At 67.8% G+C, this 25,243-nt stretch carries 23 protein-coding genes and 2 pseudogenes; 14 read left to right on the plus strand and 11 right to left on the minus strand.

Annotated elements, in window-relative coordinates; genetic code table 11:
• The first annotated feature begins 74 nt into the window (after positions 1-74).
• The 3 genes from HCU64_RS18345 to HCU64_RS18355 all read left to right on the plus strand — a co-directional run bounded on the left by HCU64_RS18345 (position 75) and on the right by HCU64_RS18355 (position 4,172).
• The gene (locus tag HCU64_RS18345; RefSeq protein ID WP_233385620.1) at positions 75-1,283 is read left to right on the plus strand and encodes an acetyl-CoA C-acetyltransferase; all 1,209 of its coding nucleotides are present in this window, start codon (positions 75-77) and stop codon (positions 1,281-1,283) included.
• A 107-nt stretch (positions 1,284-1,390) separates the two neighbouring features.
• Complete coding sequence (locus HCU64_RS18350) at positions 1,391-1,885, plus strand: hypothetical protein (RefSeq protein ID WP_233385621.1); 495 nt, start codon at positions 1,391-1,393, stop codon at positions 1,883-1,885.
• 82 nt (positions 1,886-1,967) lie between these two features.
• Entirely contained in the window at positions 1,968-4,172 is a 2,205-nt protein-coding gene (locus tag HCU64_RS18355; protein WP_233385622.1) for a 3-hydroxyacyl-CoA dehydrogenase NAD-binding domain-containing protein, read from the plus strand.
• Positions 4,173-4,184: 12 nt separating this feature from the next.
• Here the strand turns inward: HCU64_RS18355 and HCU64_RS18360 are convergent, their stop codons facing one another.
• The gene (locus tag HCU64_RS18360; RefSeq protein ID WP_233385623.1) at positions 4,185-5,261 is read right to left on the minus strand and encodes a DUF2336 domain-containing protein; all 1,077 of its coding nucleotides are present in this window, start codon (positions 5,259-5,261) and stop codon (positions 4,185-4,187) included.
• 121 nt (positions 5,262-5,382) lie between these two features.
• Between HCU64_RS18360 and HCU64_RS18365 the strand changes: the two genes are divergently transcribed.
• Positions 5,383-5,547, plus strand: coding sequence for a YqaE/Pmp3 family membrane protein (locus tag HCU64_RS18365; protein ID WP_233385624.1), 165 nt, complete (start codon positions 5,383-5,385; stop codon positions 5,545-5,547).
• Positions 5,548-5,604: 57 nt separating this feature from the next.
• Here the strand turns inward: HCU64_RS18365 and HCU64_RS18370 are convergent, their stop codons facing one another.
• From HCU64_RS18370 to HCU64_RS18380, 3 genes are all read right to left on the minus strand, one after another.
• Complete coding sequence (locus HCU64_RS18370; protein WP_233385625.1) at positions 5,605-6,570, minus strand: AprI/Inh family metalloprotease inhibitor; 966 nt, start codon at positions 6,568-6,570, stop codon at positions 5,605-5,607.
• A complete protein-coding gene (locus tag HCU64_RS18375) occupies positions 6,567-7,499 on the minus strand; it encodes a 2-hydroxyacid dehydrogenase (protein WP_233385715.1) in 933 nt (310 codons plus the stop codon). The genes HCU64_RS18370 and HCU64_RS18375 overlap by 4 nt, the downstream gene beginning before the upstream one ends.
• A 126-nt stretch (positions 7,500-7,625) precedes the next feature.
• Entirely contained in the window at positions 7,626-7,964 is a 339-nt protein-coding gene (locus HCU64_RS18380) for a carboxymuconolactone decarboxylase family protein (protein ID WP_233385628.1), read from the minus strand.
• A 258-nt stretch (positions 7,965-8,222) separates the two neighbouring features.
• Between HCU64_RS18380 and leuC the strand changes: the two genes are divergently transcribed.
• Together leuC and HCU64_RS18390 are read left to right on the plus strand one after the other, a co-directional pair.
• Complete coding sequence (gene leuC / locus HCU64_RS18385) at positions 8,223-9,638, plus strand: 3-isopropylmalate dehydratase large subunit (protein WP_233385629.1); 1,416 nt, start codon at positions 8,223-8,225, stop codon at positions 9,636-9,638.
• Between the two features lie 153 nt (positions 9,639-9,791).
• Positions 9,792-10,754: a DMT family transporter gene (locus HCU64_RS18390; RefSeq protein WP_442785982.1), complete on the plus strand. Its 963-nt coding sequence runs from the start codon at positions 9,792-9,794 to the stop codon at positions 10,752-10,754.
• A 72-nt stretch (positions 10,755-10,826) separates the two neighbouring features.
• On the opposite strand, the pseudogene HCU64_RS18395 reads toward HCU64_RS18390, so the two are convergent.
• Positions 10,827-11,411: pseudogene (locus tag HCU64_RS18395) on the minus strand (phosphate acyltransferase); the annotation flags it as partial.
• 14 nt (positions 11,412-11,425) lie between these two features.
• Between HCU64_RS18395 and HCU64_RS18400 the strand changes: the two are divergent.
• A pseudogene (locus HCU64_RS18400) lies at positions 11,426-11,731 on the plus strand (FAD-binding oxidoreductase); the annotation flags it as partial.
• Between the two features lie 75 nt (positions 11,732-11,806).
• Here the strand turns inward: HCU64_RS18400 and HCU64_RS18405 are convergent.
• Both HCU64_RS18405 and HCU64_RS18410 read right to left on the minus strand, forming a co-directional pair.
• A complete protein-coding gene (locus tag HCU64_RS18405) occupies positions 11,807-12,718 on the minus strand; it encodes a LysR family transcriptional regulator (RefSeq protein WP_233385633.1) in 912 nt (303 codons plus the stop codon).
• Between the two features lie 228 nt (positions 12,719-12,946).
• Positions 12,947-15,001 (minus strand): NADP-dependent malic enzyme, encoded by a 2,055-nt coding sequence (locus HCU64_RS18410; RefSeq protein ID WP_233385634.1) that lies wholly within the window; start codon positions 14,999-15,001, stop codon positions 12,947-12,949.
• Positions 15,002-15,078: 77 nt separating this feature from the next.
• Here HCU64_RS18410 and HCU64_RS18415 point away from each other — a divergent pair, with 77 nt between their 5' ends.
• From HCU64_RS18415 to HCU64_RS18425, 3 genes are read left to right on the plus strand one after another with little or no spacing between them, the layout of a single operon-like run.
• The gene (locus HCU64_RS18415) at positions 15,079-15,696 is read left to right on the plus strand and encodes a CatB-related O-acetyltransferase (protein WP_233385716.1); all 618 of its coding nucleotides are present in this window, start codon (positions 15,079-15,081) and stop codon (positions 15,694-15,696) included.
• A gap of 41 nt (positions 15,697-15,737) precedes the next feature.
• Complete coding sequence (locus HCU64_RS18420) at positions 15,738-15,992, plus strand: DUF3297 family protein (RefSeq protein ID WP_233385635.1); 255 nt, start codon at positions 15,738-15,740, stop codon at positions 15,990-15,992.
• A 6-nt stretch (positions 15,993-15,998) separates the two neighbouring features.
• The gene (locus tag HCU64_RS18425; protein WP_233385636.1) at positions 15,999-16,598 is read left to right on the plus strand and encodes a YdeI/OmpD-associated family protein; all 600 of its coding nucleotides are present in this window, start codon (positions 15,999-16,001) and stop codon (positions 16,596-16,598) included.
• A 6-nt stretch (positions 16,599-16,604) separates the two neighbouring features.
• Here HCU64_RS18425 and HCU64_RS18430 read toward each other — a convergent pair whose 3' ends face one another.
• Genes HCU64_RS18430 through aspS form a run of 4 tightly spaced genes read right to left on the minus strand, consistent with a single transcriptional unit; the run spans position 16,605 to position 20,700 of the window.
• On the minus strand, positions 16,605-16,910 hold the full coding sequence (locus tag HCU64_RS18430) for a hypothetical protein (protein WP_233385637.1): 306 nt from the start codon (positions 16,908-16,910) through the stop codon (positions 16,605-16,607).
• Positions 16,907-17,983: an acyltransferase family protein gene (locus HCU64_RS18435; RefSeq protein WP_233385638.1), complete on the minus strand. Its 1,077-nt coding sequence runs from the start codon at positions 17,981-17,983 to the stop codon at positions 16,907-16,909. Before HCU64_RS18435 ends, HCU64_RS18430 begins: the two co-directional genes overlap by 4 nt.
• Positions 17,980-18,882, minus strand: coding sequence for a glycosyltransferase family 2 protein (locus tag HCU64_RS18440; RefSeq protein WP_442785984.1), 903 nt, complete (start codon positions 18,880-18,882; stop codon positions 17,980-17,982). The genes HCU64_RS18435 and HCU64_RS18440 overlap by 4 nt, the downstream gene beginning before the upstream one ends.
• Before the next feature lie 3 nt (positions 18,883-18,885).
• Positions 18,886-20,700, minus strand: coding sequence for an aspartate--tRNA ligase (gene aspS / locus HCU64_RS18445; RefSeq protein ID WP_233385640.1), 1,815 nt, complete (start codon positions 20,698-20,700; stop codon positions 18,886-18,888).
• Positions 20,701-20,858: 158 nt separating this feature from the next.
• On the opposite strand from aspS, the gene rnd reads away from it, so the two are divergent.
• The 4 genes from rnd (at position 20,859) to HCU64_RS18465 (ending at position 25,236) form a co-directional block, all read left to right on the plus strand.
• Positions 20,859-22,010 (plus strand): ribonuclease D, encoded by a 1,152-nt coding sequence (gene rnd, locus HCU64_RS18450; RefSeq protein WP_233385642.1) that lies wholly within the window; start codon positions 20,859-20,861, stop codon positions 22,008-22,010.
• Positions 22,011-22,139: 129 nt separating this feature from the next.
• On the plus strand, positions 22,140-22,427 hold the full coding sequence (locus HCU64_RS18455; RefSeq protein WP_233385643.1) for a hypothetical protein: 288 nt from the start codon (positions 22,140-22,142) through the stop codon (positions 22,425-22,427).
• A 107-nt stretch (positions 22,428-22,534) separates the two neighbouring features.
• Positions 22,535-23,005, plus strand: coding sequence for a (2Fe-2S)-binding protein (locus HCU64_RS18460; protein WP_233385644.1), 471 nt, complete (start codon positions 22,535-22,537; stop codon positions 23,003-23,005).
• 14 nt (positions 23,006-23,019) lie between these two features.
• Positions 23,020-25,236 (plus strand): xanthine dehydrogenase family protein molybdopterin-binding subunit, encoded by a 2,217-nt coding sequence (locus tag HCU64_RS18465; RefSeq protein WP_233385645.1) that lies wholly within the window; start codon positions 23,020-23,022, stop codon positions 25,234-25,236.
• The last annotated feature ends 7 nt before the right edge of the window (positions 25,237-25,243 follow it).

Raw genomic sequence — 25,243 nt, forward strand, 5'->3', positions numbered from 1 at the left:
CGCGCGAAGGCCACCCTCTCCCGCAGAGGGGAGAGGGACGGCCCGCGAGAACGGTGAGAACTGAGGAAGCGGATATGCCCGAGGCCTATATCTACGATCACGTGCGCACCCCGCGCGGGCGCGGCAAGCCGGACGGCGCGCTGCACGAGGTCACGGCGCTTCGCCTCGCCGAGACGGCGCTGCGGGCGATCAAGGACCGCAACAACCTCGACACCCGGCGGGTCGACGACGTGGTGCTCGGCTGCGTCGACCCGGTCGGTGAGGCAGGCGGGGACATCGCCCGCGCGGCGGCCCTCGTCGCCGATTACGGCACGCACGTTCCTGGCGTGCAGATCAATCGGTTCTGCGCCTCGGGCCTCGACGCGATCAACTTCGCGGCGGCGCAGGTCATGGCCGGCCAGCACGATATGACGGTGGGCGGCGGCGTCGAGTCGATGAGCCGCGTCGGTCTCGGCGCCTCGGGGGGGGCCTGGCCGGTCGACCCGGCCATCGCGGTCAAATCCTACTTCATGCCGCAGGGCGTCTCGGCCGATCTGATCGCCACCAAGTATGGCTTCACGCGCGACGATTGCGACGCCTACGCCGTGCAGTCGCAGCAGCGCTCGGGCAAGTCCTGGGACGCTGGCAAGTTCGACGGCTCGATCGTGCCGGTGAAAGACATCAACGGCATCACGCTCCTGGCGAAAGACGAGCATATGCGGCCGACGACCGACATGCAGTCGCTCGGCCAGCTCAAGCCCTCCTTCGTGCAGATGGGCCAGATGGGCGGCTTCGACGCCGTGGCCCTCGATGCGCATCCGGAAGTGGAAGCGGTGGATCACGTCCACCATGCAGGCAACTCGTCGGGCATCGTCGACGGCGCCGCCGCCGTGCTGATCGGCTCCAAGGAAGCCGGCAGCGCGGCCGGTCTCCGTCCGCGCGCTCGTATCCGCGCCTTCGCCAATATCGGCTCGGACCCGGCCCTGATGCTTACCGGCCCGGTGGACGTCACCAAGAAGGTGCTGGCGCGAGCCGGGATGAGCCTCGACGACATCGATCTCTTCGAGATCAACGAGGCCTTCGCCTCAGTGGTCCTGCGCTTCCAGCAGGCTTTCAACCTCGACCCGTCCCGCGTGAACGTCAATGGCGGCGCCATCGCCATGGGCCACCCGCTCGGCGCCACCGGCGCGATGATCCTGGGCACCGTGCTCGACGAACTGGAGCGGACCGGCAAGGAACGGGCGCTCGTCACCCTTTGCATCGGGGCCGGAATGGGCACGGCCACGATCATCGAGCGGGTGTGACGGCGAGGCTTGCTCGGGGAGGTGGCCGCCGGCCGGCAAAGGCTGGTAAAGGCGGCCCGCCGGCGCCTGTCCAGCGGTGCGGCCGTCGAAACGGGAGAAACACCAAGATGATGAGACTGTTCGCAACCGCCGGCCTCGCGCTCGCGCTCACTGTGCCGCTGGCAGCGCATGCCGACGAAATGGCCGACAAGGTCGCCGTCGCGAAGGCGCTCGTCGACAAGACGACCCTGAAGACCCTCGACATGGGATTCTCCGGCGCCCTGGAGAAGACCGTCGCGCAGATGCCAGAGGACAAGGCCGAGAAGGTCCGCAAGGAGGCTCGCGCCGAGTTCGACACGCAGCGTCAGAACCTGCTCGACGGCATCTCCAAGGAATACGCCGAGAAGTTCAGCCTTGCCGATCTGAAGCACCTGCAGGGCATCTACGAAGATCCGATCTACCAGAAGTATCAGGCCATAAACGCCGACCCGAAGTCGGAGATCAACGTGATCTCGCAGGCCGCGGTCACGAGGCTCCTGAACATGCTCACGCTGGCTGCAGCCGGCGATCAGAAGCCCAACGTGCCGAACTACGAGAAGCAGATGCAGATGCCGTCCAAATGAGGCCTCGGTCGTCGCTGGCGCGCCCGTGCGCCGGCGACGACCCGTGCCGAACGAGGGACGCCGCCTTTTCCGAGGATCCGCGATGAGCGCCTACACGAATTTCCGCCTCGAGACCGACGCAGACGGCATCGCGCTGGCAACCTGGGACATGCCCGGCCGCTCGATGAACGTCATCACCATGGAGGTGATGGACGAGTTGGAGCGGATCGTGGAGACGGTGGCGGCGGATGCCGGCCTCAAGGGCTGCGTCATCACGAGCGGGAAGGAGCAGTTCTCGGGCGGTGCCGACCTGACGATGCTCCAGGGCCTCGGCGCCGAGTACGAGCGGCTGAAGGCCACCGCCGGCGAGGAAGAGGCGATGCGCCACTTCTTCGAGGGCGCGCGTCGCCTGAACCTCGTCTTCCGAAAGCTCGAGACCTGCGGCAAGCCGTTTGCTGCGGCGATCCACGGGCTCTGTCTCGGCGGGGCGTTCGAGCTGGCTTTGTCCTGTCATCACAGGATCCTGTCCGACGACGACAAGACCCGGGTCGGCCTGCCCGAGATCAAGGTCGGCCTCTTCCCAGGCGGCGGCGGCACCCAGCGCGTGCCGCGCCTGATGCAGACGGGCGACGCCCTGCAGATGCTGTTCAAAGGCGAGCAGATCCGCGCGCCCATGGCCAAGGGCATGGGCCTCGTCCACGCCGTCGCGCCACGCGCCGAGATCGTCGAGAAGGCCAAGGCCTGGATCCGGGACGGCGGCTCGGCCGTCGCGCCTTGGGACGTGCCGAAATACAAGGCCCCGTCGGGCAAGGTCTATTCACCGGCCGGCATGATGATCTGGCCGCCGGCCAACGCGATCTACCGCCGCGAGACTCACGACAACTACCCCGCCGCCAAGGCGATCCTGCACTCGGTCTACGAGGGCCTGCAGCTGCCGATGGATCTCGCCCTCAAGGTCGAGAGCCGGTACTTCACCAACATCCTGCGCACCAAGGAAGCGCAGGCGATGATCCGCACCCTGTTCATCTCAATGGGCGAGATCAACAAGGGTGCTCGCCGCCCCAAGGACGTGCCTCCGACCGCGATCAAGAAGGTCGGTGTCGTCGGCGCCGGCTTCATGGGTGCGGGCGTCGCCTATGTCACGGCCGAGGCCGGCATGGAGGTCGTCCTCGTCGACCAGAGCCTGGAGGCCGCCGAGAAGGGCAAGGCCCACGCCCAGAAACTCATCACCGACCGCGTCAACAAGGGCCGCGCCAAGTCCGCCGACCGTGATGCCCTGCTCGGACGCATCCATGCCAGCGGCGATTATGCCGATCTCGCCGGCTGCGACCTCGTCATCGAAGCCGTGTTCGAGGATCCGCAGGTGAAGGCTGAGGTCATCGCCAAAGTCGAGGCGGTGATCGGAGAGGGCGCGATCTTCGCCTCCAACACGTCGACGCTTCCGATCTCCGGCCTCGCCAAGGCCTCGTCGCGGCCGACCGATTTCGTCGGCATCCATTTCTTCTCCCCGGTCGAGAAGATGCTGCTCGTCGAGATCATCAAGGGCGAGCAGACCGGCGACAAGGCCATCGCCACCGCGCTCGACTATGTCCGCGCCATCAAGAAGACCCCGATCCTCGTCAACGACTCGCGCGGCTTCTTCGCCAATCGCTGCGTCATCGCCTATCTCGAAGAGGGCCACCGCATGCTCGCCGAGGGCGTGCCGCCGGCCATGATCGAGAATGCCGGCAAGATGGCCGGCATGCCGGTCGGTCCGCTCTCGCTCAACGACGAGGTCGGGATCGATCTCGGCCTCAAGATCCTCAAGGCCACCGAGGCGCAGCTCGGTCCCGACGCCGTCGACCCGATCCAGAAGGCCCTGCTTACCGAGCTCGTCGAGAAGCAGGGCCGGCTCGGCCGCAAGAACCGCAAGGGCTTCTACGACTACCCGGAAAGCGGCCAGAAGCGCCTCTGGCCAGCGCTCCGCGAGATGCAGGCCGAGCCGCTTCCCGCCGACGAGATCGACGTCGCCGAGCTGAAGCAGCGCTTCCTCGTCGTGCAGGCGCTCGAAGCTGCGCGCACGGTCCAGGAGGGCGTGATCACCGATCCGCGCGAGGCCGATGTCGGCTCGATCCTCGGCTTCGGCTTCGCTCCCTTCACGGGAGGCGCATTGTCCTACATCGACTTCATGGGGGCTAAACGCTTCGTTGAGCTGGCCCGTACGCTGGAGGCCAAGCACGGCCCCCGCTTTGCGCCGCCGGACAACCTCGTCGCCATGGCCGAGAGTGGCGGCCGCTTCTATGACGCGTTGAAGAAGAAAGCGGCTTGAGTTCGGGCCGGCTCAGCCGGTTTTCTGCAACTGATCCCGGGCGGCCGTGAAGCGCACCACGCGCTGCGCGGTCGCGACCGAAAGCGCCTGGAAGGCCTCGAAATGGCCACGCATCTCTTCCGGCGGCGGCTCCTTGTCTGTCTTCGAGACCAAGAAAGCCTTGAACGTTCCCCAGCCGAACCGCAGCGAACGGATCAGGAAGAGTAGCGGGTCGGAATGCGCGCCCTGATAGGCGCTCAACACCATCTCCGCCGGCATCCCCGCCGCCCGGGCAAGGCCGACGATCGCCTCCATCACCCGGCCCTCGGAGATCCACGCGACGAGATCCGTCTCCTCCGGCTGACGCGCGCCCTTGCCGGCGAGCCAACCATCGACGGCGATGGCTGCCTCCTGCAGCGAGATCGACTCGCCGGCGACGGCCCTGGCGGCATGCGATACCGCGCGCGTGACGGCCTCGCCTCCGAACTCTTCGCCGAGCTTGCGCGAGACGCGTGCCTTGGCGGTCTCCACGAGGTGATCGATGTGAATCGCCGGGATGTCGCGGCGAAGGAGCAGGATGTTCTTCAGATCGGGATCGGCCGCGCTTTGGCTCGCGAGCGTGTCGAAGCTCTGGGGCGAGAAGCGCGCACCCTCGTTGCCCGCAACCGTTCGCAGCACTTCGCCACCGCCGCGTGCCACCAGCACGTTGGTGACCCGTTCCGAGAGCGAGCGTCGCCGCGAGATCGCCTGGAGATGGTCCTGGCTGTGCTCCTCGGCGATCCGGATGAGATCGCCCTCCGCGACCTGCACGGATCGCGACAGGATCGGACCGGCAACCGAGACGTCCGAATCGAAGGCGAGGTCACGCACCACCGAGCGCGGCGCATTGGTGATGCCGGCGACGGACTCGGACAGGGACGCCCTTGCCGCGGTCTCGACGCTCTGGGCCAGCTTGAGGATCACGGTCTCGAAGGCGGAGACCTGGCTGTCGCCGAGCCGCTCCGCCGTGTCGACGAAGAGGTCGGTCATCCTGAGGAGCATCACCCGCCGCGCCGCCGGATCGCCGTTGGCCACGGCGTATTCGACATCCTTGGCCAGGGAGATCATCATCGCATTGCGGGTACCGGCGAACCTCGTCGAGTTTTGATCGCCAGACCTTTACAAATCATCGCCGCCGGAACTCGAATGCTCACGCTTGCGTTCTGAGGACGTCCAAATCGACGGAGTTCTCGTGTCGACCCTCATACAGATCCTGATCGCGTTCTTTCTGCCACCGATCTCCGTCCTGATGACGAATGGATTCGGTCTGCAGTTCCTGCTGAACGTGCTGCTCTGTCTGCTGTTTTATCTCCCGGGCTCGTTCCACGCCCTGTACCTTCTTCTACGCGATCGGTGAGTTGGGAACTCGATCCGAAGCGCCTTCACCGAAGCGGTGAGGGGGCGCGGCTCGCCCTCAATTCTCGACCTTACGGAGGATCAGCGTGGTCCCGGTATCGGGATCACGCCGCCAGGCCCCATCGGCGGTGCGGACCAGGTTGATCGCATGGCCGCGCCTCGCCTTCAGGGTGAGGTGACCGGCGGCGTAGCGCCAGGAGGTCGGATCGAAGGTGGCGATCCCGCTGTCGCGGCAGCCTGGAAGGAGCCGGGCGGGCGAGAGGTCCTTGAGCGGCTCCCGCTCTGCCTTGGCTGCGATCGTCCGCGACTCCAGGGCGATGCGGCAGACATCCTTCTCGTTGAACCGGTCGAGGGCGTAGGTCCCGACCGACGGGCTGCCCGTCGGGACCGGCCGGAGGGGCGCAGGGGTCTCGACAGGCGCCGCCGCCTGCGGCCTCGTCAGCACGCCCGATTGCAGGACCGGCTGAGAGCCGGGAATGCCCTGGGTCGGGGCGACATCGGGAAGCCCGGAGGAGGACGGTGGAGACTCCTCTGCGATCGGGGGGGGCGGCGGCGGCAGCGTCGCCATCGTCTGCAGCGGGACGAGGCTGTAGCTGCCGCCCTTCTCATCCTTGCCGGCGAGGCTCTGCTGATCGGGGCGCGGCACGAACGAGACCAGCGGCCGCACATTGCGATCGACGATCCGGATGCCCTTCTCCGCAAAAAGCCAGCCGGCGGCCTCGGCGAGAACGGGGAGAGCGCGCCGGCAGCCGGCAGGAAAGCGCAGCACGCGGCCGTTCGGACCACTGTCGCCAGACAGCGACAGCTCACAGCGCCGGTTGCCCCCGTCGAGCGACATGTCCCAGGTGCCGACGGCATCGCCGAGGGTCTCGGGCAGGGTCTTCATGACCGGCCCCGGGGGAGGCGGCGCGGTCGCCCCTGGCGGCGCCGGCATCTCGTCCATTCTTGGGGCCGCATCCTGCGCCCGCGCGGGTGCATCCACTGCGATCAGCAGCGCACAGCCCGCCAGCGCGCCGCGGATCATGCCCGCCGGCTCCAGGGGGTTTCGGCGACAGGAGTCAGCGGACCCTTACCGTCGAACCAGGAGACGAGGTTGTCGACGACAAGCCGACCCATCGCCCGGCGCGTATGGACTGAGGCCGATCCGACATGCGGCAGAAGCACGGCGCGCTCGACGTCGATCAGCTCCTGCGGAACCTGCGGTTCCTTGGCGAAGACGTCGAGACCGGCGCTGTGGATGGTTCCGGAGCGCAATGCGTCGATCAGCGCGGGTTCGTCGATGACGGTCCCGCGGGCCACGTTGATCACGATGCCGTCGGGCCCGAGCGCGGCAAGCACCTCCGCATTCACCATGCCTTCGGTGCCGGCCCCACCGGGAGCCACCACCATCAGCACGTCGACAGCCCGGGCCAGATCCAAGAGGGTCGCATGGTAGGCGTAGGCCACGTCGCTCTGGCGCGAGCGCCCATGATAATGGATCGCCACGTCGAAGCCCTGGAGACGCCGAGCGATGGCATGCCCGATCCGCCCGAGGCCGAGGATGCCCACCTTGCGCTCGCGCAGTGTCGAGGTGAGCGGATAGGGCTTCGTGGGCCATTTGCCGGCGCGAAGGTAGCGATCGGCCTGCGGGATCTGGCGCACGGTTGAGAGGAGCAGGCCGAGAGCGAGGTCGGCGACCTCGTCGGTCAGGACGTCGGGCGTATTGGTGACGATGATGCCGCGTCGCCCGGCTTCCTTCGCGTCGATCGTGTCGTAGCCGACGCCGAAATTCGAGACGATCTCAAGCCGCGGCAGCCGGTCGAAGATCTTGGCGTCCACCGGCGTCTGGGCACCGACGGCGAGGCCGCGGACATGCGGGCCGACCTCGCTGAGGAGCGCTTCCTTGTCGGCTACCTGGTCGAGGCGATGCAGCCTGAACCGGGAGGCCAGAGCCTCCACAACCTCTGGCTGCATCGGACGGAGGGTGAGAATGTCGGGAATCGAGGTCTCGGGCACCGGTTCGCAAGTCCCGCACTGGATCTTGCTGCCGACTTACCGCTGGCCCGCAGGGCGGTCCAGCGGTCTCATCGACGCGATCCCTCAGCCCGCGTTCTCCGTGAAGGCGTCGAAGGCGCGAGCCGTGTAGACCAGGGCCGCTCCGGCATTGAGGGCAATGGCCACGCCCAGAGCCTCTGTCAGCTCCTCCTTCGTCGCGCCGGCCTTGCGTGCCGCATCGGAATGCACCGCGATACATCCGTCGCACCGTGTGGTGACGGCGACCGCGAGCGCGATGAGCTCACGGGTCTTGGCATCCAGCGTCGGCTCGGCCGGCGCAGCATTCGAAATCTGAGTGTAGCCCTTCAGGACATCAGGGTTGATCCGGCCGACCTGACCGAGGGTCTTGGTCAGGTCGCTGCGATAGGCGCTCCAATCGTTCATCGTGCGAACTCCATTCTAGCCGAGGCTGCCTGCCTACTAGTAGGTAGATAGATACGCCGGAACGCGTTTGCAAGCGCAATCGCCCGTGCGGGACGGCCTTGCCCCGGTTGCGCCAGGGGTGCGCCGGCAGGCTCTTCCGAAATGCCGCTCGGAGCACTACTAGAGGGATCTGGAATGATCCCAACTCGCGCGCCGCAACCGGCCACCACGAGGCAGGCTCTTCCAGACCCTGACCACCCTTACGTGTTCGACAGAGCCATGACCGCTCCCCGCACCCTGTACGACAAGATCTGGGACGACCACGTCGTCGAGACTCTGCCGGACGGAAACACGCTTCTCTACATCGACCGCCACCTCGTTCACGAGGTGACGAGCCCGCAGGCCTTCGAGGGGCTCCGCGTGGCCGGTCGCAAGGTGCGGGCTCCCGAGAAGACGCTCGCGGTGGTCGACCACAACGTCCAGACCTCGGACCGCTCCAAGGGCATCGAGGATCCCGAGAGCCGCACGCAGCTCGAGGCTCTGGCCGAGAACGTGCGCGACTTCGGCGTCGAGTTCTACGACGCGCTCGATCGCCGCCAGGGCATCGTTCACATCATCGGGCCGGAGCAGGGTTTTACCCTGCCGGGCCAGACCATCGTCTGCGGAGACAGCCACACCTCGACGCATGGTGCCTTCGGCTCGCTCGCCCACGGCATCGGCACCTCCGAGGTCGAGCACGTGCTCGCCACGCAGACGCTGATCCAGCGCAAAGCGAAGAACATGCGCTTGACCGTCGACGGCACCCTGCCGGCCGGCGTCAGCGCCAAGGACATCGCGCTCGCGATCATCGGCGAGATCGGTACGGCGGGCGGCACCGGCCACGTCATCGAATATGCCGGCGAAGCCATCCGCGGCCTGTCGATGGAAGGCCGGATGACGCTCTGCAACATGTCGATCGAGGGCGGCGCTCGCGCAGGCCTCGTCGCGCCGGACGCCACCACCTTCGCCTATGTCGACGGCCGCCCGAAGGCGCCGAAAGGCGAGGCCCTGGCCAAGGCGCGTGCCTATTGGGAGAGCCTCGTCTCCGACGAAGGCGCGCATTTCGACCGAGAGGTGCGGCTCGATGCGGCCAACCTCCCGCCGATCGTCTCCTGGGGCACCAGCCCGGAGGACGTGGTCTCGATCCTCGGCGTGGTGCCGGACCCGGCCGCCATCGCCGACGAGAACAAGCGGCAGTCCAAGGAGCAGGCGCTCGCCTATATGGGCCTGACGCCGGGCACGCGGATGACCGACATCACGGTCGACCGCATCTTCATCGGTTCCTGCACCAACGGGCGCATCGAGGACCTGCGCATCGTCGCCCAGATGGTCGAGGGCCGGAAGGTCCATGACGGCGTCTCGGCCATGGTGGTGCCGGGCTCGGGCCTCGTGAAGGCCCAGGCTGAGGCCGAGGGGATCGACCGCATCCTCAAGGCCGCGGGCTTCGACTGGCGCGAACCGGGCTGCTCGATGTGCCTCGGCATGAACGCGGATCGCCTCAGCCCGCTGGAGCGCTGCGCCTCGACCTCGAACCGCAACTTCGAGGGCCGCCAGGGCCATCGGGGCCGCACCCACCTCGTCTCGCCGGCCATGGCGGCGGCGGCGGCGGTGGCCGGGCGCTTCGTCGACATCCGGGAGTGGCGCGGCCAGGCCTGACACCGGATTGGCGGGTTGTGTCGTCATTTCCGGGGCGCCATAGGCGAACCCGGAATCCACCCGCGATGCATCACGGCGGGAGACGTCGAGGGCAGTTGCGGTTTCACGACGAAGCGATCGAGCAGGGTCTCCGTGTCTCGATCGGAACCCTGCATGCCCCGGCAGAGGAATGGGTCCGAGATACTCGTGAGCGACCCTAGCCCTCCCGCTACCACGCCCCGCCGGAACGAGGTGGTGGCCTATCTCATCCTGACCTTCACCGCCCTGCTCTGGGGCGGCAATGCCGTCGCCGGCAAATGGGCGGTGGGCGAAGTCTCGCCTCAGGTGCTGACGACCCTGCGCTGGGTCATCGCTTTCGGCGCACTGGTCGCTTTCGCCGGACGCAGCTCGGTCGCGGACCTGCCGAGGCTGAAGCCGCACTGGCTCTATGTGCTGCTGATGGGCGCGACCGGCTTCACGGCCTTCGCAAGCCTGTTCTACATCGCCGGCGAGACGACGAGCGCCCTCAACCTTGCCCTGATTCAGGGGCTGATCCCGGCGCTCGTGGTGCTGATCAACCTCTTCATCTACCGGATCGGCGTCACCGGCGGGCAGGCGGTCGGGCTCGTGGTCACGCTGCTCGGGGCCGTCGTCGCCACCACCCATGGCGACTGGGCGGTGCTGAAGACGCTCTCGTTCAAGTTCGGCGACGCGTTGATGGTCGTCGCCAGCGTGCTCTATGCCGGCTACGCCGTCGCCCTCGCACGCCGGCCGAAGGTCGCCGGCCTGACCTTCTTCACCGCTTTGTCGGCTGCGGCCGCGCTGACCTCCTTTTTGCCGCTGGCGGCCGAATGGGCGGCCGGCCACCTGCAATGGCCGACCCCGCGCGGCTGGCTGATCGTCGCCTATGTCGCGCTGGGCCCAACGCTGGTGGGCCAGCTCCTCTTCATCCGCGGCGTCGAGATGATCGGTCCGAACCGGGCCGGCCTGTTCGTGAACCTGGTGCCGGTCTTCGGAGCGATGCTCGCCGTGCTCGTCGCCCGCGAGGTTTTTGGGCCGACCGAGGCCCTGGCGCTGATCCTGGTGCTCGGCGGCATCGCCATCGCGGAGCGGTTCCGGGCGCGACCGCCGGGGTAAACAAACGAAGAGCGGCGAAGACCTGGTCTCCGCCGCCCCGAGAGAGGCCAGCGCCTCGTAATGTGAAGCCGCTTACGCCGTAGCCAGCCCAGCGCCCGGTTCTGCAGCCGCCGCGAGTTGCGGGCTCGACTGGGCTTCGACCACGGCCGCTGCGGTGACGTTGACGATGCCGCGGGCGGTCACCGAAGGCGTCAGGATGTGAGCCGGCTTGGCCGGACCGATCAGCAGGGGGCCGACCGGCAGGGCATCGGCCAGCACCTTCGCGAACTGGAAGGCGATGTTGGCCGCATCGAGGTTCGGGAAGACCAGCACGTTGGCCGCGCCCTTGAGGTTCGAGCCGGGCAGCACCCTGTCGCGGATCAGCTCGGAGAGCGCCGAATCCGCCTGCATCTCGCCATCGACCTGAAGCCCAGCGTCGCGGGCCTGGATCAGTTCGAGGGCGCGGCGCATCTTCATCGAGGAATCGCTGTCCGACTGGCCGAAATCGGAATGGCTGAGCAGCGCGATCTTCGGCGTCAGCCCGAAGCGGCCGACATGGCCGGCACAGGCCAGCGTCATGTCGGCGATCTCCTCCGCGCTCGGATCCTTGCGGACATGCGTGTCGGCGAGGAAGAACGCGCCCTTCTTCGTGACGATCAGGCTCATCGCCGCTAGATCACGCACGCCCGGNGCATTGCCACCAGAAATCCTTCGGGGCGATGGGGGCCGTCGAGACCGTCCTGCGCTCCGTGCCTGGGCTCGACGTGCGGGTGATCGAGTCGAGCTGCTGCGGCATGGCCGGGGCCTTCGGCTACCGGGCGGAGACCATCGACGTGTCCTTCGCCATGGCCGAGCTCTCGCTGTTCCCGGCGCTCCGCAAGGCCGGCCCCGACGACCTCGTCGTCGCCGACGGCACCAGCTGCCGCCACCAGATCCACGACGGCGTCCAACGCGACGCCGAGCACGTCGCAAGGGTGCTCGACAGGGCGCTGCTACCGGCGGCCGCGACCAAGCTGCGGACCCTGCCGGCGAGGCCACCCGTCAGGCTGGCCGCCCGCCTCCCCGAGGCCGTCTCACGGGTGCTGCTCGCCTGCCTCATGCCGTGGGGGCGTCGGCAGGCTCGCCGCCCGTAACTGCGCGATGAAGGCGCGTGTCGCCGGTCCGGCCTCGCTGCGCCGGAACGCCACCGCGATCTCTGACAGGATCTGCGAGTCCATCAGCGGCCGGTAGACGACGCCCGCGATGTGCAGCGCCTTCGACACGGAACTCGGCAGGATCGATACGCCCGCTCCCAGCGAGACATGCACCACGACGGAGGTGAGATTGCCCGGCTGCTCGGCGAGCTTCGGCACGAACTGGCCGAGCCGTCCCACTTCCAGCACGCCGGCGATCTGCTCGGGCAGGACGAAGGTCTCGTTCGCCAGGTCTGCGGGAGCGATCTCCGCCTTCGCGCTCAACGCGCTGTTCTCGTGGCAGGCGACGATGAAGGGGTCGCGCACGAGCGTCGCGGAGACGATGCCGGGCGGGTAATCCATGGGCGGCCGCAGGAAGGCGACGTCGAGCCGCCGCGTGTCCAGCATCTCCGGAAGCAGGTCCATCGCGACTTCGCGGCAGCGCATGTCCACGCCCGGATGCGCCGTCTTGAAGGCGGTGATCTGCTGCTGCAGCACGCCCGAATAGGCGGTCGAGGCTACGTAACCGATCTCGATCCGGCCCAGCTCGCCCCGGCCCGCGAGCCTCGCTGTCTCCACCGCGCGCTCCGCCTGGTGGACCGCGCGGCGGGCATCGTCCAGCAGCATTGCGCCGGCCGCCGTCAGGCCGACGGAGCGCTTCGTGCGGTTGAAGAGGCGCACGCCGAGCTCGCGTTCGATCTCCTGGATCTGCTTCGTCAGCGACGGTGGGGTGATGCCCAGCAGGTCGGCCGCCTTGGCGAAATGAAGCTGCTCCGCGACCGCGATGAAGTAGCGAAACTGGCGGATGTCCATGCGTTCACATCCGGTGCGAGGGCGATGCGCCTGCAGCTTCGCAAATGTCGTGATCCCTCGGCAACCGCGTCCGACCCGGTCGAACAACAGTCCGTTTCAAAGATCGACCGAGATCGCTCTCCCCCTCTCAGCAACCGCGGTGACGACCGCCGTCGACGCTATGGCAAAATCCCGCAGACCGCCCCCCAAGCAAATCGATAAGCACAGTTCTACTGCCAGCCTCGGCAGTTACGCTGCCGCGAGCTGCGGGCTCGACTGGGCTTCGACCACGGCCGCCGCGGTGACGTTGACGATGCCGCGGGCGGTCACCGAGGGGGTCAGGATGTGGGCGGGCTTCGCCGGGCCGATCAGCAGGGGGCCGACCGGCAGGGCATCGGCCAGCACCTTCGCGAACTGGAAGGCGATGTTGGCCGCATCGAGGTTCGGGAAGGCCAGCGTCATGTCGGCGATCTCCTCCGCGCTCGGATCCTTGCGGACATGCGTGTCGGCGAGGAAGAACGCGCCCTTCTTCGTGACGATCAGGCTCATCGCCGCTAGATCACGCACGCCCGGCGCCAGGCCGATGATGTCGCGAATCACGCGAAGCCGCGTGTCGAAGCGGCCTTCGAGGCCGCAGATCAGCGCGTCGGCCTCGCCGCGGCGCACGGCGAGCGCGCCGATCACCGTGGAGTTCGTGCGCACCAGCGTGCGGGCGAGATCGGGCGTGATGCCCTTGCGGCCGGCCACGTCGAGATAGGTGGCGACGTAATCGCGGTAGCGCGGATCGTCATCGGGATCGATCAGGTCGAAATGCTCGCCCTGGCGCAGCGACAGGCCGAAGCGCTTGACGCGCACTTCGATCACCCGCGGGCGGCCCACCAGGATCGGACGCGCGACGCCGTCCTCGACGATGGCCTGCGCGGCGCGCAGCACGCGCTCGTCCTCGCCCTCGGCATAGATCACGCGCTTCGGATCGGCCTTCGCCTTCGAGAAGAGCGGCTTCATGATGAAGCCCGAGCGGTGCACGAACCGGTCGAGCGACTCGGCATAGGCCTCGATGTTCTCCACCGGGCGGCCGGCCACGCCGGAATCCATTGCCGCCTTGGCCACCGCCGGGGCGATGCGCAGGATCAGGCGCGGATCGAACGGGCTCGGGATCAGCGATTTCGGTCCGAAGGGACGCACCTCGCCGCCATAGGCGCGGGCGACGACGTCGGAGGTGGTCTCGTGCGCGAGCGCCGCGATGGCCTTCACCGCCGCCTTCTTCATCTCCTCGTTGATCGCCGTGGCGCCGACATCGAGGGCGCCGCGGAAGATGTAGGGGAAGCAGAGGACGTTGTTGACCTGGTTCGGGAAGTCCGAGCGCCCGGTGCAGATCATCGCGTCGGGACGCTTCTCCTCGGCGAGGTCCGGCATGATCTCAGGGTACGGGTTGGCGAGCGCCATGATCAGCGGCTTCTCAGCCATCTTCTCCAGGTATTCGGGCTTCAGCACGCCACCGGCGGAGAGGCCAATGAACACGTCGGCGCCGGGGATGACGTCGGCGAGGGTCCGCGCCGCGGTCTCCTGGGCGTAGACGTCCTTCCAGCGGTCCATCAGCTCGGTGCGGCCCTTGTAGACCACGCCCTTGATGTCGGTGACGGTGATGTTCTCGACCCGCACGCCGAGGGCGACCAGCAGGTTGAGGCAGGCGATGGCCGCGGCACCCGCGCCCGAGGTCACGATGCGGACGTCCTCGAGCTTCTTGCCCGCGAGCTCCATGCCGTTGAGCACCGCCGCCGCGACGATGATCGCCGTGCCGTGCTGGTCGTCATGGAAGACCGGGATGTTCATCCGCGCCCGGCACTGCTCCTCGACCTCGAAGCACTCGGGCGACTTGATGTCCTCGAGGTTGATGCCGCCGAAGGTCGGCTCCAGGGCGCAGACCACGTCGACGAGCTTGGAGACGTCCTTCTCACCGACCTCGATGTCAAAGACGTCGATACCGGCGAATTTCTTGAACAGGACGGCCTTGCCCTCCATCACCGGCTTCGAGGCCAGCGGGCCGATATCGCCGAGGCCGAGCACGGCCGTGCCGTTCGAGAGCACGGCGACGAGGTTCTGGCGGATGGTGAGGGTGGCGGCTTCCTGCGGATCCTCGTGGATCGCCATGCAGGCGGCGGCGACGCCGGGGGAATACGCCAGCGCCAGATCGCGCTGGTTGCCAAGCGGCTTCGTCGCCTGGATCTCAAGCTTCCCTGGTCGCGGCAGGCGGTGATAGACGAGCGCTCCGGCCTTCAGATCTTCGGACATAGTATCGGCCATGGCTTTCCTTCCCACTGCCTTGCGGTCTTGCCGCGCCACGCGTGCCTGAGCCGCGTCGTTCTCGTCTTGCCGATGTGGTGCACCGCCTGCGGCAAGGGCGCAACCCGCACAACGAAACGAGACTTCACCTGCAGAAGCTGGCGAGGCGTTGGCATTACTCGATCGGCGCGTATTCCTACGGCCGGCCCCGGGTGCGCTACCCGGAATCGGGTCACCCGCTGACAATCGGTCGATACTGTTCCATCGCCAGCAACGTCCAGCTTCTGATGGGTGGCAATCACAGACATGATTGGGTGACCACCTATCCCTTCGCCGCCATGCGGGGGCTCTGGCCGGATGCAGAAGCGCCCGAGGATTACGAGCATTCGCGCGGCGGCATCACCATCGGGCACGACGTGTGGCTGGGAACCGGCTGCCTGATCCTGCCGGGGATCACCATCGGGCACGGCGCGGTGATCGGGGCCAACGCCGTCGTCACCCGCGACGTGCCGCCCTACGCGATCGTCGCAGGCAATCCGGCGCGGGTCCTGCGCAGACGCTTCGACGATGCGACCGTGGACGCGCTGCTCGACGCGGCCTGGTGGGATCTCCCGCACGAAGACGTGAATCGGCTGGTGCCGCTTCTCTCCAGTGGACGGGTCGCGGAGCTGGTCGCGGCGGCTCGGGCGGCGCGCGGCGTTGCGGTCGGGGGCTGAATCTCCTACGCCGGGCCGAGACGATCAATTCGAGCCCTCCGATGTCCGACACGCCTCCCGTGACCTTGCCCGACCGCCTCTCGGTCAATCCGAACAGCCCCTACTACGACGAGGCCTTGCTGGAGCGCGGGATCGGCATCCGCTTCAAGGGCGTCGAGAAGACCAATGTCGAGGAATACTGCGTGAGCGAGGGTTGGGTGCGGCTCTCCGCCGGCAAGACCCTCGACCGTGCCGGGAACCCGATGACCGTGAAGCTGAAAGGCCCGGTCGAGCCCTATCTGCGCGACGCGGAATAGGGCTTCATGCCGACGCCCGAGGAGCGGGCCGGGCTGCCGATCCTCGCCTTCGCCTCGCTCGCCGAGTGGGAGATCTGGCTCGCGCAAGCGCCGCGCACCATGACGGGCATCTGGCTCAAGCTCGCCAAGAAGGGCTCCGGGCTCGCCGGCCTGACCCAGCCGGAAGCCGTCGAGGGCGCGCTCTGTCATGGCTGGATCGACGGCCAGTCCGCTCCCTTCGACGAGAGCTGCTGGCTGATCCGCTTCACGCCACGCCGTGCGCGCTCGAAATGGTCCCTGGTCAACCGCGAGAAGGCCGAGGCGTTGATGGCTGCCGGCCGGGTAGGGAGGGCAGGTCTCGCCGAGATCGAGGCGGCCCGCGGTGACGGACGCTGGGACGCCGCCTATGCGCCGTCGAGCCGCATCGAGGTGCCCGCCGACCTCACCGCTGCCCTCGATGCTGTGCCGGACGCGAAACGCCAGTTCGAGAACCTCGACCGGCAGAACCGCTACGCGATCCTCTACCGCATCCACGACGCGAAAAGGCCGGAGACCCGCGCCAAGCGCGTCGCCGGCTTCGTCGCCATGCTGGAGCGGGGCGAGACGCCCTATCCGAAGAAGGCGTAGCGCCCGTCACGCCGACGCATTGGCGCGCCGCTCGCGCTCGATCCTGAACACCCGCAGGCTTCGCGTCACCATGGCCTCGATCTGGGCCGGCGTCGTCGAGCCGTGGAGCACGAGGCTGGTCAGCACCTCCGGATGCTTCGCGCGCTGCTTCGGTGTTCGGGCATGGTTGGAGACGCGGAGCGCAAACGTGTCGCGCGGAGGCGAGAGGTACACACTGTCGCCGCGCTCGTTCCGCGCCGTGACGACGAAGCCCTCGGCCTCCAGAAGCCGAACGGCCAAGGCGATGGCCGCAGGAGACGGGAGCCCGCTCACGGCCCCGCCGGCTCGATGGTGCCGATGGCGCGCCGCCCCATGGCGCGCGCCTTCAGCCTCAGGGCAGGCTTCTCGATCGCGTACCAGGACACGGCAGCGACGGCGAGCGAAAGCACGAGCGAGGCCGCCAGCAGCACCGGCAGCGAGGTGTGAGGCCAGAGCGTGTAGAGTGTCTGCTGGATCGGCCAGCCGTAGAGATAGACTCCGTAAGAGAGGTCGGCCGGCAGGTCGAGGGCAGGGCGCGCGAGCGCAGGCGCGACGGCGACCCAGATCGCCGCGTAGCATTCGGCCAGGAACAGGACGGTGCGATAGAGCAGCGTTTCCCGGAGCAGCACCGCCAGGGCGAGACCCAGGAGCGGCCAGGCTGAGAGCCGGATCCGATCACGCCAGAGGTAGAGCGCGGCGCCTCCGGCGAAGATCAGCGGCAGCCGCAGGGCCGTCTCGACGCCCTTGGGCATGACCGGGTTCACGGCCGCGACAGCGATCAGCGAGACGGACAGGCCTGCGACCAGAGTGAAGGCCAGCCAACGCCAGCGCAGAAGCCTCAGCGCTCCGGCCAGAAAAACGCCAAGATAGCAGAGCGTCTCGTATTTCAGGGTCCAGACGGTGCCGAGCGGGCTGCGGATCGGGTTGTCCTCGAACACGCCGGGCAGGCTCGCATGGCTCTTGAAGCTCGTAAGCGTGCGCAGAATGAGCCGCCAGAGATCCGGCGAGCCGTAATACTCGGCGAGCGGCAAGCGGGTCAGCGCCGCGCCGAGTGCCAGAGAGACGACGAGCGTCGCCGCGACGAGGCCAGGCAGGATACGCAGCGTGCGAGCGAGCGCGTAGTCGCGCAGGGCCCGGCGATCGAGGCTCATCGTGACGAGGAAGCCGGACACGGCAAAGAAGCCGTTCACCGCGTGCTCGCCGAGGGTGAAGCCGGTCAGGCCGAACAGCGGCTCGTCTCCGAGCCGCCCGGTCGAAAGGCTGAAGGCATGAGAAACCACCACGGCCACGGCCAGGGCGAGGCGCAGAATCGAGAAGGCGTTGTGCGGGCGCGCCAACGCCTCGGCGAGGGTCGGCGTGGGACTCATGACGGCTCGTCCCGCGTGAGGCCTTCCCGAGCGAGGGCGGCTTGCCCACGCATTGCGGCCAATGCTCCGGCCGCCGAGCCGCCATAGCGTTCCATTCCCGAGCGCCGCAGGAGGAGAGCCGAGAGCGCGGCCTTCGGCGCGTTCATCGCGAGCATCCTCAGGTTCGGATCGGGCAGCCCGTATTTGCGGGAGACGTAGGCGCGCGACCACGCCTGGTGCCAGCGCGTGCGGAAGACGCGCCCCGGCTCCGGCGACGAGGATTTTCCGCGGCCGTGCAAAGCCACCGCGTCGTGGACGTGGATGAGCGCCCGGCCAGCATCCGCAACCCGCCGGCAGAGATCGTCGTCCTCGAAGAACAGGAAGATGTTCGGATCGAAGCCTCCGAACTCGAGAAAGAAGGCGCGCTCGGCCATCAGACAGGCGCCCATCAGAAAGGGCGCGCAGGCATCCCCCTCGGGCAGGGAGCGGATGCCCCTGGGATTGTGGAGATAGGGCGAGAGCAGCGAGCGCGGCTGGAAGAAGAAGCGCCCGTCGGCCTCCATGATGCGCGGCGAGAACAGGCCGGCATCGGGGTAGGCCGCGACCGCCGCCATCAGGGCGCGCGCGGCTCCGGGCTGCAGGATCAGGTCGGGGTTGAGGATGACGACGTGGCTCGCCCCCTCCGCCGCCCGCACGCCGCGATTGTTGGCCCGGCCGTAGCCCTCGTTACGCGCGTTGCGCAGCACACGGGCGCCAGACGCCTCGGCGACCCGGACCGTGGCGTCGCGGCTGGCATTGTCGACGACAATGGCCGGGATCTGCTCGCGTGCCAGGGCCGCGAGGCAATCCGGCAGCACCTCGGCGCTGTCATGCGTGACGACGATGGCGGTAAGGGTCACGCCGTGCCCGCCGCCGCCCAGCCCTCAGGCCTTCTTCTCGGGCAGGTTCAGCCGGATATGGAGCTCGCGCAGCTGCTTCGGCGTGGCCTCCGACGGCGCACCGAGCAGCAGATCCTCGGCCCGCTGGTTCATCGGGAACAGCGTCACCTCGCGCAGGTTGATCGCGCCGACGAGCAGCATCACCAGCCGGTCGATGCCGGCCGCCATGCCGCCGTGCGGCGGCGCGCCGTACTGGAAGGCGCGGTACATGCCGCCGAAGCGGGCATGGACATCCGCCTCGCCGTAGCCGGCGATCTCGAAGGCCTTCACCATCGCGTCGGGGCGGTGGTTACGGATCGAGCCGGAGGCGACCTCGTAGCCGTTGCAGACCATGTCGTACTGCACGGCCTTGAGCTTCAACACCGCCTCGGTGTCGGCCGGGTCGAGCGCCAGGAACTCTTCGTGGCTCACGTTCGGGCCCGAGAACGGGTTGTGCGAGAAGTCGACCTTCTTCTCGTCCTCGTTCCACTCGTACATCGGGAAGTCGGTGATCCAGCAGAACGCATAGCGGTCGCGGTCGACGAGGCCGAGCTCGTCGGCGATGCGGTTGCGCGCCTTGCCGGCGAGCGCGGCCGCCTTGCCCTCGGTACCGGCCGAGAAAAACACCGCGTCGCCGGCCTTCACGCCGGCCTTCTCGGCGATGATCGCCTGGACCTCTGCAGGGATGAACTTCGCGATCGGGCCCTTGCCGGTGAGCGTGCCGCCCTCGTCCTCAAACACGACGTAGCCGAGGCCCGGCGCACCCTCGGAGCGGGCCCAGTCGTTCAGCTTGTCGAAGAACGAGCGCGGCTGGCCGGCGGCACCCGTTGCCGGGATCGCGCGCACGACACCGCCGGACTTGATCACGCCCTTGAACGCCTTGAACTCGACCTCGTCGCGGGCGAACTCGTCCGACACGTCGGCAATGATCAGCGGGTTGCGCAGGTCCGGCTTGTCCGAGCCGTATTTCAGCATCGCCTCGGCATAGGGGATGCGCGGGAAGGTCTGCGTGACGGGCTTGCCCTCGGCGAATTCCACGAACATGTCGCGGACGACCGGCTCCATCGTCGCGTAGACGTCCTGCTCCGTGACGAAGCTCATCTCGACGTCGAGCTGGTAGAACTCGCCGGGCAGACGGTCGGCGCGCGGGTCCTCGTCGCGGAAGCAGGGCGCGATCTGGAAGTAGCGGTCGAAGCCCGCGATCATCGTGAGCTGCTTGAACTGCTGCGGGGCCTGCGGCAGCGCGTAGAACTTGCCGGGATGCAGGCGCGAGGGCACCAGGAAGTCGCGCGCGCCTTCCGGCGAGGAGGCCGTCAGGATCGGCGTCTGGAACTCGAAGAAGCCGCTCTCGCGCATGCGGCGGCGCAAGGAGTCGATGATCGCGCCGCGCTTCATGATGTTGGCGTGAAGCTTCTCGCGGCGCAGGTCGAGGAAGCGATAGGCGAGGCGGGTCTCTTCGGGGTATTCCTGGTCACCGAAGACCGGCAGCGGCAGCTCGCCGGCGGGGCCGAGCACCTCGATATCGTCGATATAGACCTCGATGGCGCCGGTCGGCAGCTCGGCATTCTCGGTGCCGGCGGGGCGCGTGCGCACGCGGCCGTCGAGACGGATCACCCATTCCGAACGCACGGTCTCGGCCAGCTTGAACGCCTTGGAATCGGAATCCACCACGCACTGCGTTAGGCCGTAATGGTCGCGCAGATCGATGAACAGCACGCCGCCATGGTCGCGGATGCGATGGCACCAGCCCGACAGACGCGTGGTCTGCCCGACATCGGACGGGCGAAGCGCCCCGCAGGTGTGCGAACGGTAACGGTGCATGACGGGCTCTTGGGAATGAAGGCCGGCACCATTCACGCGGTGCCGGGCAAGTCAAGGCGCAGAGCTTGGCCAAGACGCATCCGCCCCGCCAGACGTCCACCTCGTATTGGCGGACTTCGCCTCGCAAGAGGCCGGAACCTTCGATATAGCCATCGGGGATGGACCTGATCTCGACCACGTCGGAACTCGCCGACGCCTGTACCCGCTTCGCCGCGCAACCCTTCGTCACCGTCGACACGGAGTTCATGCGCGAGACGACCTATTATCCGAAGCTCTGCCTCATCCAGATGGCAGCGCCGGACGGCTTCGCGGCGCTGGTCGACCCGCTCGCCAAGGATCTGGACCTGAAGCCCTTCGTCGACCTGATGGCCGATGAGAGCGTGGTGAAGGTCTTCCACTCGGCCCGCCAGGATCTCGAGATCATCTGGCTGATGGGCGAGTTGCTGCCGCACCCCTTCTTCGACACCCAGGTCGCGGCCATGGTCTGCGGCTACGGCGACAGCGTCTCCTACGAGCAGCTCGTCAACGACCTCGCCAAGGCGAAGATCGACAAGTCCTCGCGCTTCACGGATTGGTCGCGCCGGCCGCTCTCGGATGCCCAGCTCACCTACGCGCTCTCGGACGTGACGCATCTCGTGAAGGTCTACGAGGCGCTGGCCAAGCAACTCATCGAGACCGATCGCGGCGCCTGGCTCGACGACGAGATGGCGGTGCTGACCTCGCCCGACACCTACCGGGCCGATCCGGCCCAGGCCTGGCGCCGCCTCTCGGGACGGATGCGCAAGCCGCGCGAGATCGCGGTGCTGATGGAGGTCGCGGCCTGGCGCGAGCGCGAGGCGCAGACCCGCAACGTGCCGCGCGGGCGCATCCTCAAGGACGAGGCGGTGATCGACATCGCCTCTTCGGCGCCGCGCAGCGTCGAGGCGCTCGGCCGCCTGCGCACGATTCCGAGCGGGTTCGAACGCTCGCGCACTGGCACCGACATTCTCGCCGCAGTCGAGCGGGGCTTCGCGCGCGAGACTGCCGATATCAAGCTTCCGGAGCGCGGACGCTCGCGCGGGGGCAACGCCGCCGTCGTGGAACTGCTCAAGGTGCTGCTCAAGGCCGTAGCGGAGGCGGAGGGCATCGCCCCGAAGATCATCGCCACCGTAGACGATCTCGAAGCGATCGCGGATGACGACCACGCCGATGTGCCGGTGCTTCAGGGCTGGCGCCGCAGCCTGTTCGGCGAAAAGGCGCTGGCGCTCAAGACAGGCCGTCTGGCGCTCTCGACGGAGCACGGCCGCGTCGTCGTGCGCGAACTGGGCTGAGGAACCCGCCCGCGAGGCGCGGTGCGCGCCTTTCGCAATACTGCGCCATAGCAATGACGATGGGGCTACCCTAACTCGGGATTAAGCGGCAAAGTGCTTGCCGAAACATCCCGGTGCCCATCGCCCTTCATGTTCGAGCCGAACGAAGTCCTGCACACCCTGACCGGACGCGGCCATGTCTCGGCGGAAGGGATCGAGGCCGTTCGCGTGCGGTACCGCGTCGTGATCGAACGGCGCGAGGGGGCTATCGTCGCTACTGGCACGCTGACGGGCAGCCACGCCAACCTGATGCCGATCTGGCTGATCCCCGACTCGACGCTGCGCCTCAAGAACGGAAAGCGGATCGACATCTCGATCACCGACCTCGTCGGCGACGTCGCGGAGTTCGAGAGCACCGGCACGGTCTCGCCTCCATAGGCTGCCGGTGCCGAGAGAAGAGCGCCGTCAGCACGCTTGACGGCAGCGGGGATCGGTCCAGACTTCCAATCTGAATCAAGAATAATTCTGATCAGACGGAGGAGAGCATGGGCGAATCCCGTTCGCTGACCATCAACGGCCGCTCGCACAGCGTGAGCCCGGAGGATCCCGAAACGCCGCTCCTCTACGTGCTGCGAAACGAATTCGGTCTGCACGGGCCACGCTTCGGCTGCGGGCTCGGTCAGTGCGGGGCCTGCACGGTCCACATCGATGGGCAGGCCGTGCGCTCCTGCGTGATCCCGCTCTCCTCGCTCAAGCCCGACGCGAAGATAGTCACGCTCGAAGGCCTCGGTACGCCGGAGGCGCCGCACCCGGTCCAGGCGGCCTTCGTCGAGGAGCAGGCCGCGCAGTGCGGCTACTGCATCAACGGGATGATCATGACCTCGGCGGCTTTCCTGAAGGACAAGCAGAAACCGAGCGAGGCCGAGATCCGTCAGGCGCTCGCCGGCAATCTCTGTCGATGCGGCACCCATGCCCGGATCGTGCGCGCCGTCCAGCGCGCCGCGGCCAGCCTGTGAGCGGGGAGGGGATCATGCCTGCCACCCAATTCTCCCGCCGCAGCCTCCTGCAGGGCGGCGCCATCGTCGTCGGCTTCTCGCTGAGCCGCGCGCTTCCCGTCGCGGCCGCCTCGGGCACCGCTCCCTCGAAGCCGGTCGCACTCGACCAGGTCGACAGCTATCTTTCCCTGGAGCGCGACGGCTCGGCCATCGTCTATTCGGGCAAGGTCGATCTCGGCACCGGTGTCCGGACTGCGCTGACCCAGATGGCGGCCGACGAGCTCGACCTGCCGCTCGCCCGTGTGCGCGTGATCCAGGGCGACACCGCCCTGACCCCGGACCAGGGGCCGACCTATGGCAGCCTCTCGATCCAGAACGGTGGCACGCAGATCCGCGCCGCGGCGGCGACCGCACGGCGGCAGTTGCTTCAGCTCGCTTCCGAACGACTCGGAACGCCAACCGATACGCTCGCCACCAGGGACGGTCGCGTGATCCCTGCCGCCGGCGGCGAGGGGATCGCCTATGCCGACCTGCTCAAGGACGGCCATTTCTCGCTGAAGCTCGACAAGGACGCGCCGAGCAAGAACCCCGACGCGTTCAGTTTCGTCGGCAAGCCGGTGGCGCGCCTCGACATCCCAGCCAAGATCTACGCCAGCTTCACCTACATGCAGGACGTGACGCTGCCCGGCATGCTGCACGGGCGCGTGATCAGGCCGCCGGCCATCGAGGCGCGGTTGACGAGCGTCGACGAAGCCTCGGTCGCCGGCATTCCCGGCCTCGTGAAAGTCGTGCGCGAAGGCGACTTTCTGGGCGTCGTCACCACCAGCGAATGGGCCGCGATCAAGGCTGCGGAGAAACTCTCGGCGACCTGGTCCAAGGCCGAGACGTTGCCGGAGCAGAGCCAGCTCTGGGAGCATGTCCGCGCCACACCGGTGGTGAAGGAAGACATCACCTCCAATGTCGGGGACGCGGACGGCGCCATGGCCAATGCCGCGCGGAAACTGAAGGCGACCTACGACTTCGCAATCCATACCCATGGCTCGATCGGCCCATCCTGCGCGGTGGCGCAGCCGGAAGGCGACGCGCTCACCGTGTGGACCGCCTCGCAGATGACCCACGCCCTGCGCACGCAGCTCTCGGCGATGTTCTCGCTGCCGCCGGAAAAAGTGCGCTGCATCTATGTCGAAGGCTCGGGCTGCTACGGCCGAAACGGCCACGAGGACGCGGCCGGCGACGCGGCGATCCTCGCCCGTGCCGTCGGCAAGCCGGTGAGAGTCCAGTGGTCGCGCGCCGACGAGCATGGCTGGGACCCCAAGGGACCACCGACGCTGATCGATCTCGCGGCGGGACTCGACGACAAGGGCGCAGTGACGGCCTGGTCCTCGCAATTCCACATCCCCATGGGAGCCGCTGGCAGCGTGCCGCTGGTGGCGGCGACCCTCGCCGGCCTGCCGCACGAGACGGCGCTCGCGCCAGGCAATATCGTCCATAACTCGGCGATCCCCTACGGCTTCCCGAACGTGAAGACGGTCTGCCGTCGCCTCGCCACGACGCCGTTGCGGCCCTCCTGGATCCGGACGCCGGGACGCATGCAGAACACCTTCGCCAACGAGGCGTTCGTCGACGAATGCGCCGCAGCGGCCGGCATCGACCCGCTGGAATATCGGCTGCGATCGATGAACGATCCGCGCGGGATCGAGGTCCTCAAGCGGCTGGCCACCCTCGCGAAATGGGAGAGCCGGCCTTCGCCCAAGGGCGATGGCAGGGAGGCGGGAGGCGGCGTGCAGACCGGCCGCGGGCTCTCCTACGTGAAGTACGAACTCTACCGGACCTATGTCGCGGCTTTGGCCGAGGTCGAGGTCGAGCGCAGCTCCGGAATGATCCGTGCCAAGCGGGTCTTCGTGGTCCAGGATTGCGGGCAGATCATCAACCCGGACGGCGTGCGCAACCAGATCGAGGGCAACGTCATCCAAACCGTGAGCCGCGTGCTCAAGGAAGAGGTGATGTTCGACCGCTCACGGGTGACGAGCACCGACTGGGCGAGCTACCCGATCCTGACCTTCCCGGAGGTGCCGGAGATCGTGATGGAGCTGATCGACCGCCCCCGCGAAAAGCCCTGGGGCGCTGGAGAGCCCTCGGCCGCCGTGATCCCGGCGGCCATCTCCAACGCCGTCTACGACGCCATCGGTCTGCGCCTGCGCTCGGTCCCGTTCACGCCGGAGAAGGTGAAGACGGCGCTCCAGCGCACCTGACGGGGCG

The sequence above is a fragment of the Methylobacterium sp. C25 genome (assembly GCF_021352225.1).
GTDB lineage: Bacteria > Pseudomonadota > Alphaproteobacteria > Rhizobiales > Beijerinckiaceae > Methylobacterium.

What these genes read in the sequence shown, in the direction of transcription:
- rnd (WP_233385642.1), top strand. Translation starts at nt 20,859, where the DNA reads ATGGACCTGATCTCGACCACGTCGGAACTCGCCGACGCCTGTACCCGC.
- HCU64_RS18350 (WP_233385621.1), top strand. Translation starts at nt 1,391, where the DNA reads ATGATGAGACTGTTCGCAACCGCCGGCCTCGCGCTCGCGCTCACTGTG.
- HCU64_RS18370 (WP_233385625.1), bottom strand. Translation starts at nt 6,570, where the DNA reads ATGATCCGCGGCGCGCTGGCGGGCTGTGCGCTGCTGATCGCAGTGGAT.
- HCU64_RS18380 (WP_233385628.1), bottom strand. Translation starts at nt 7,964, where the DNA reads ATGAACGATTGGAGCGCCTATCGCAGCGACCTGACCAAGACCCTCGGT.
- HCU64_RS18410 (WP_233385634.1), bottom strand. Translation starts at nt 15,001, where the DNA reads ATGGCCGATACTATGTCCGAAGATCTGAAGGCCGGAGCGCTCGTCTAT.
- HCU64_RS18455 (WP_233385643.1), top strand. Translation starts at nt 22,140, where the DNA reads ATGTTCGAGCCGAACGAAGTCCTGCACACCCTGACCGGACGCGGCCAT.
- aspS (WP_233385640.1), bottom strand. Translation starts at nt 20,700, where the DNA reads ATGCACCGTTACCGTTCGCACACCTGCGGGGCGCTTCGCCCGTCCGAT.
- HCU64_RS18355 (WP_233385622.1), top strand. Translation starts at nt 1,968, where the DNA reads ATGAGCGCCTACACGAATTTCCGCCTCGAGACCGACGCAGACGGCATC.
- HCU64_RS18360 (WP_233385623.1), bottom strand. Translation starts at nt 5,261, where the DNA reads ATGATGATCTCCCTGGCCAAGGATGTCGAATACGCCGTGGCCAACGGC.
- HCU64_RS18465 (WP_233385645.1), top strand. Translation starts at nt 23,020, where the DNA reads ATGCCTGCCACCCAATTCTCCCGCCGCAGCCTCCTGCAGGGCGGCGCC.
- HCU64_RS18390 (WP_442785982.1), top strand. Translation starts at nt 9,792, where the DNA reads ATGCCCCGGCAGAGGAATGGGTCCGAGATACTCGTGAGCGACCCTAGC.
- HCU64_RS18345 (WP_233385620.1), top strand. Translation starts at nt 75, where the DNA reads ATGCCCGAGGCCTATATCTACGATCACGTGCGCACCCCGCGCGGGCGC.
- HCU64_RS18375 (WP_233385715.1), bottom strand. Translation starts at nt 7,499, where the DNA reads ATGCAGCCAGAGGTTGTGGAGGCTCTGGCCTCCCGGTTCAGGCTGCAT.
- leuC (WP_233385629.1), top strand. Translation starts at nt 8,223, where the DNA reads ATGACCGCTCCCCGCACCCTGTACGACAAGATCTGGGACGACCACGTC.
- HCU64_RS18425 (WP_233385636.1), top strand. Translation starts at nt 15,999, where the DNA reads ATGCCGACGCCCGAGGAGCGGGCCGGGCTGCCGATCCTCGCCTTCGCC.
- HCU64_RS18460 (WP_233385644.1), top strand. Translation starts at nt 22,535, where the DNA reads ATGGGCGAATCCCGTTCGCTGACCATCAACGGCCGCTCGCACAGCGTG.
- HCU64_RS18435 (WP_233385638.1), bottom strand. Translation starts at nt 17,983, where the DNA reads ATGAGTCCCACGCCGACCCTCGCCGAGGCGTTGGCGCGCCCGCACAAC.
- HCU64_RS18405 (WP_233385633.1), bottom strand. Translation starts at nt 12,718, where the DNA reads ATGGACATCCGCCAGTTTCGCTACTTCATCGCGGTCGCGGAGCAGCTT.
- HCU64_RS18420 (WP_233385635.1), top strand. Translation starts at nt 15,738, where the DNA reads ATGTCCGACACGCCTCCCGTGACCTTGCCCGACCGCCTCTCGGTCAAT.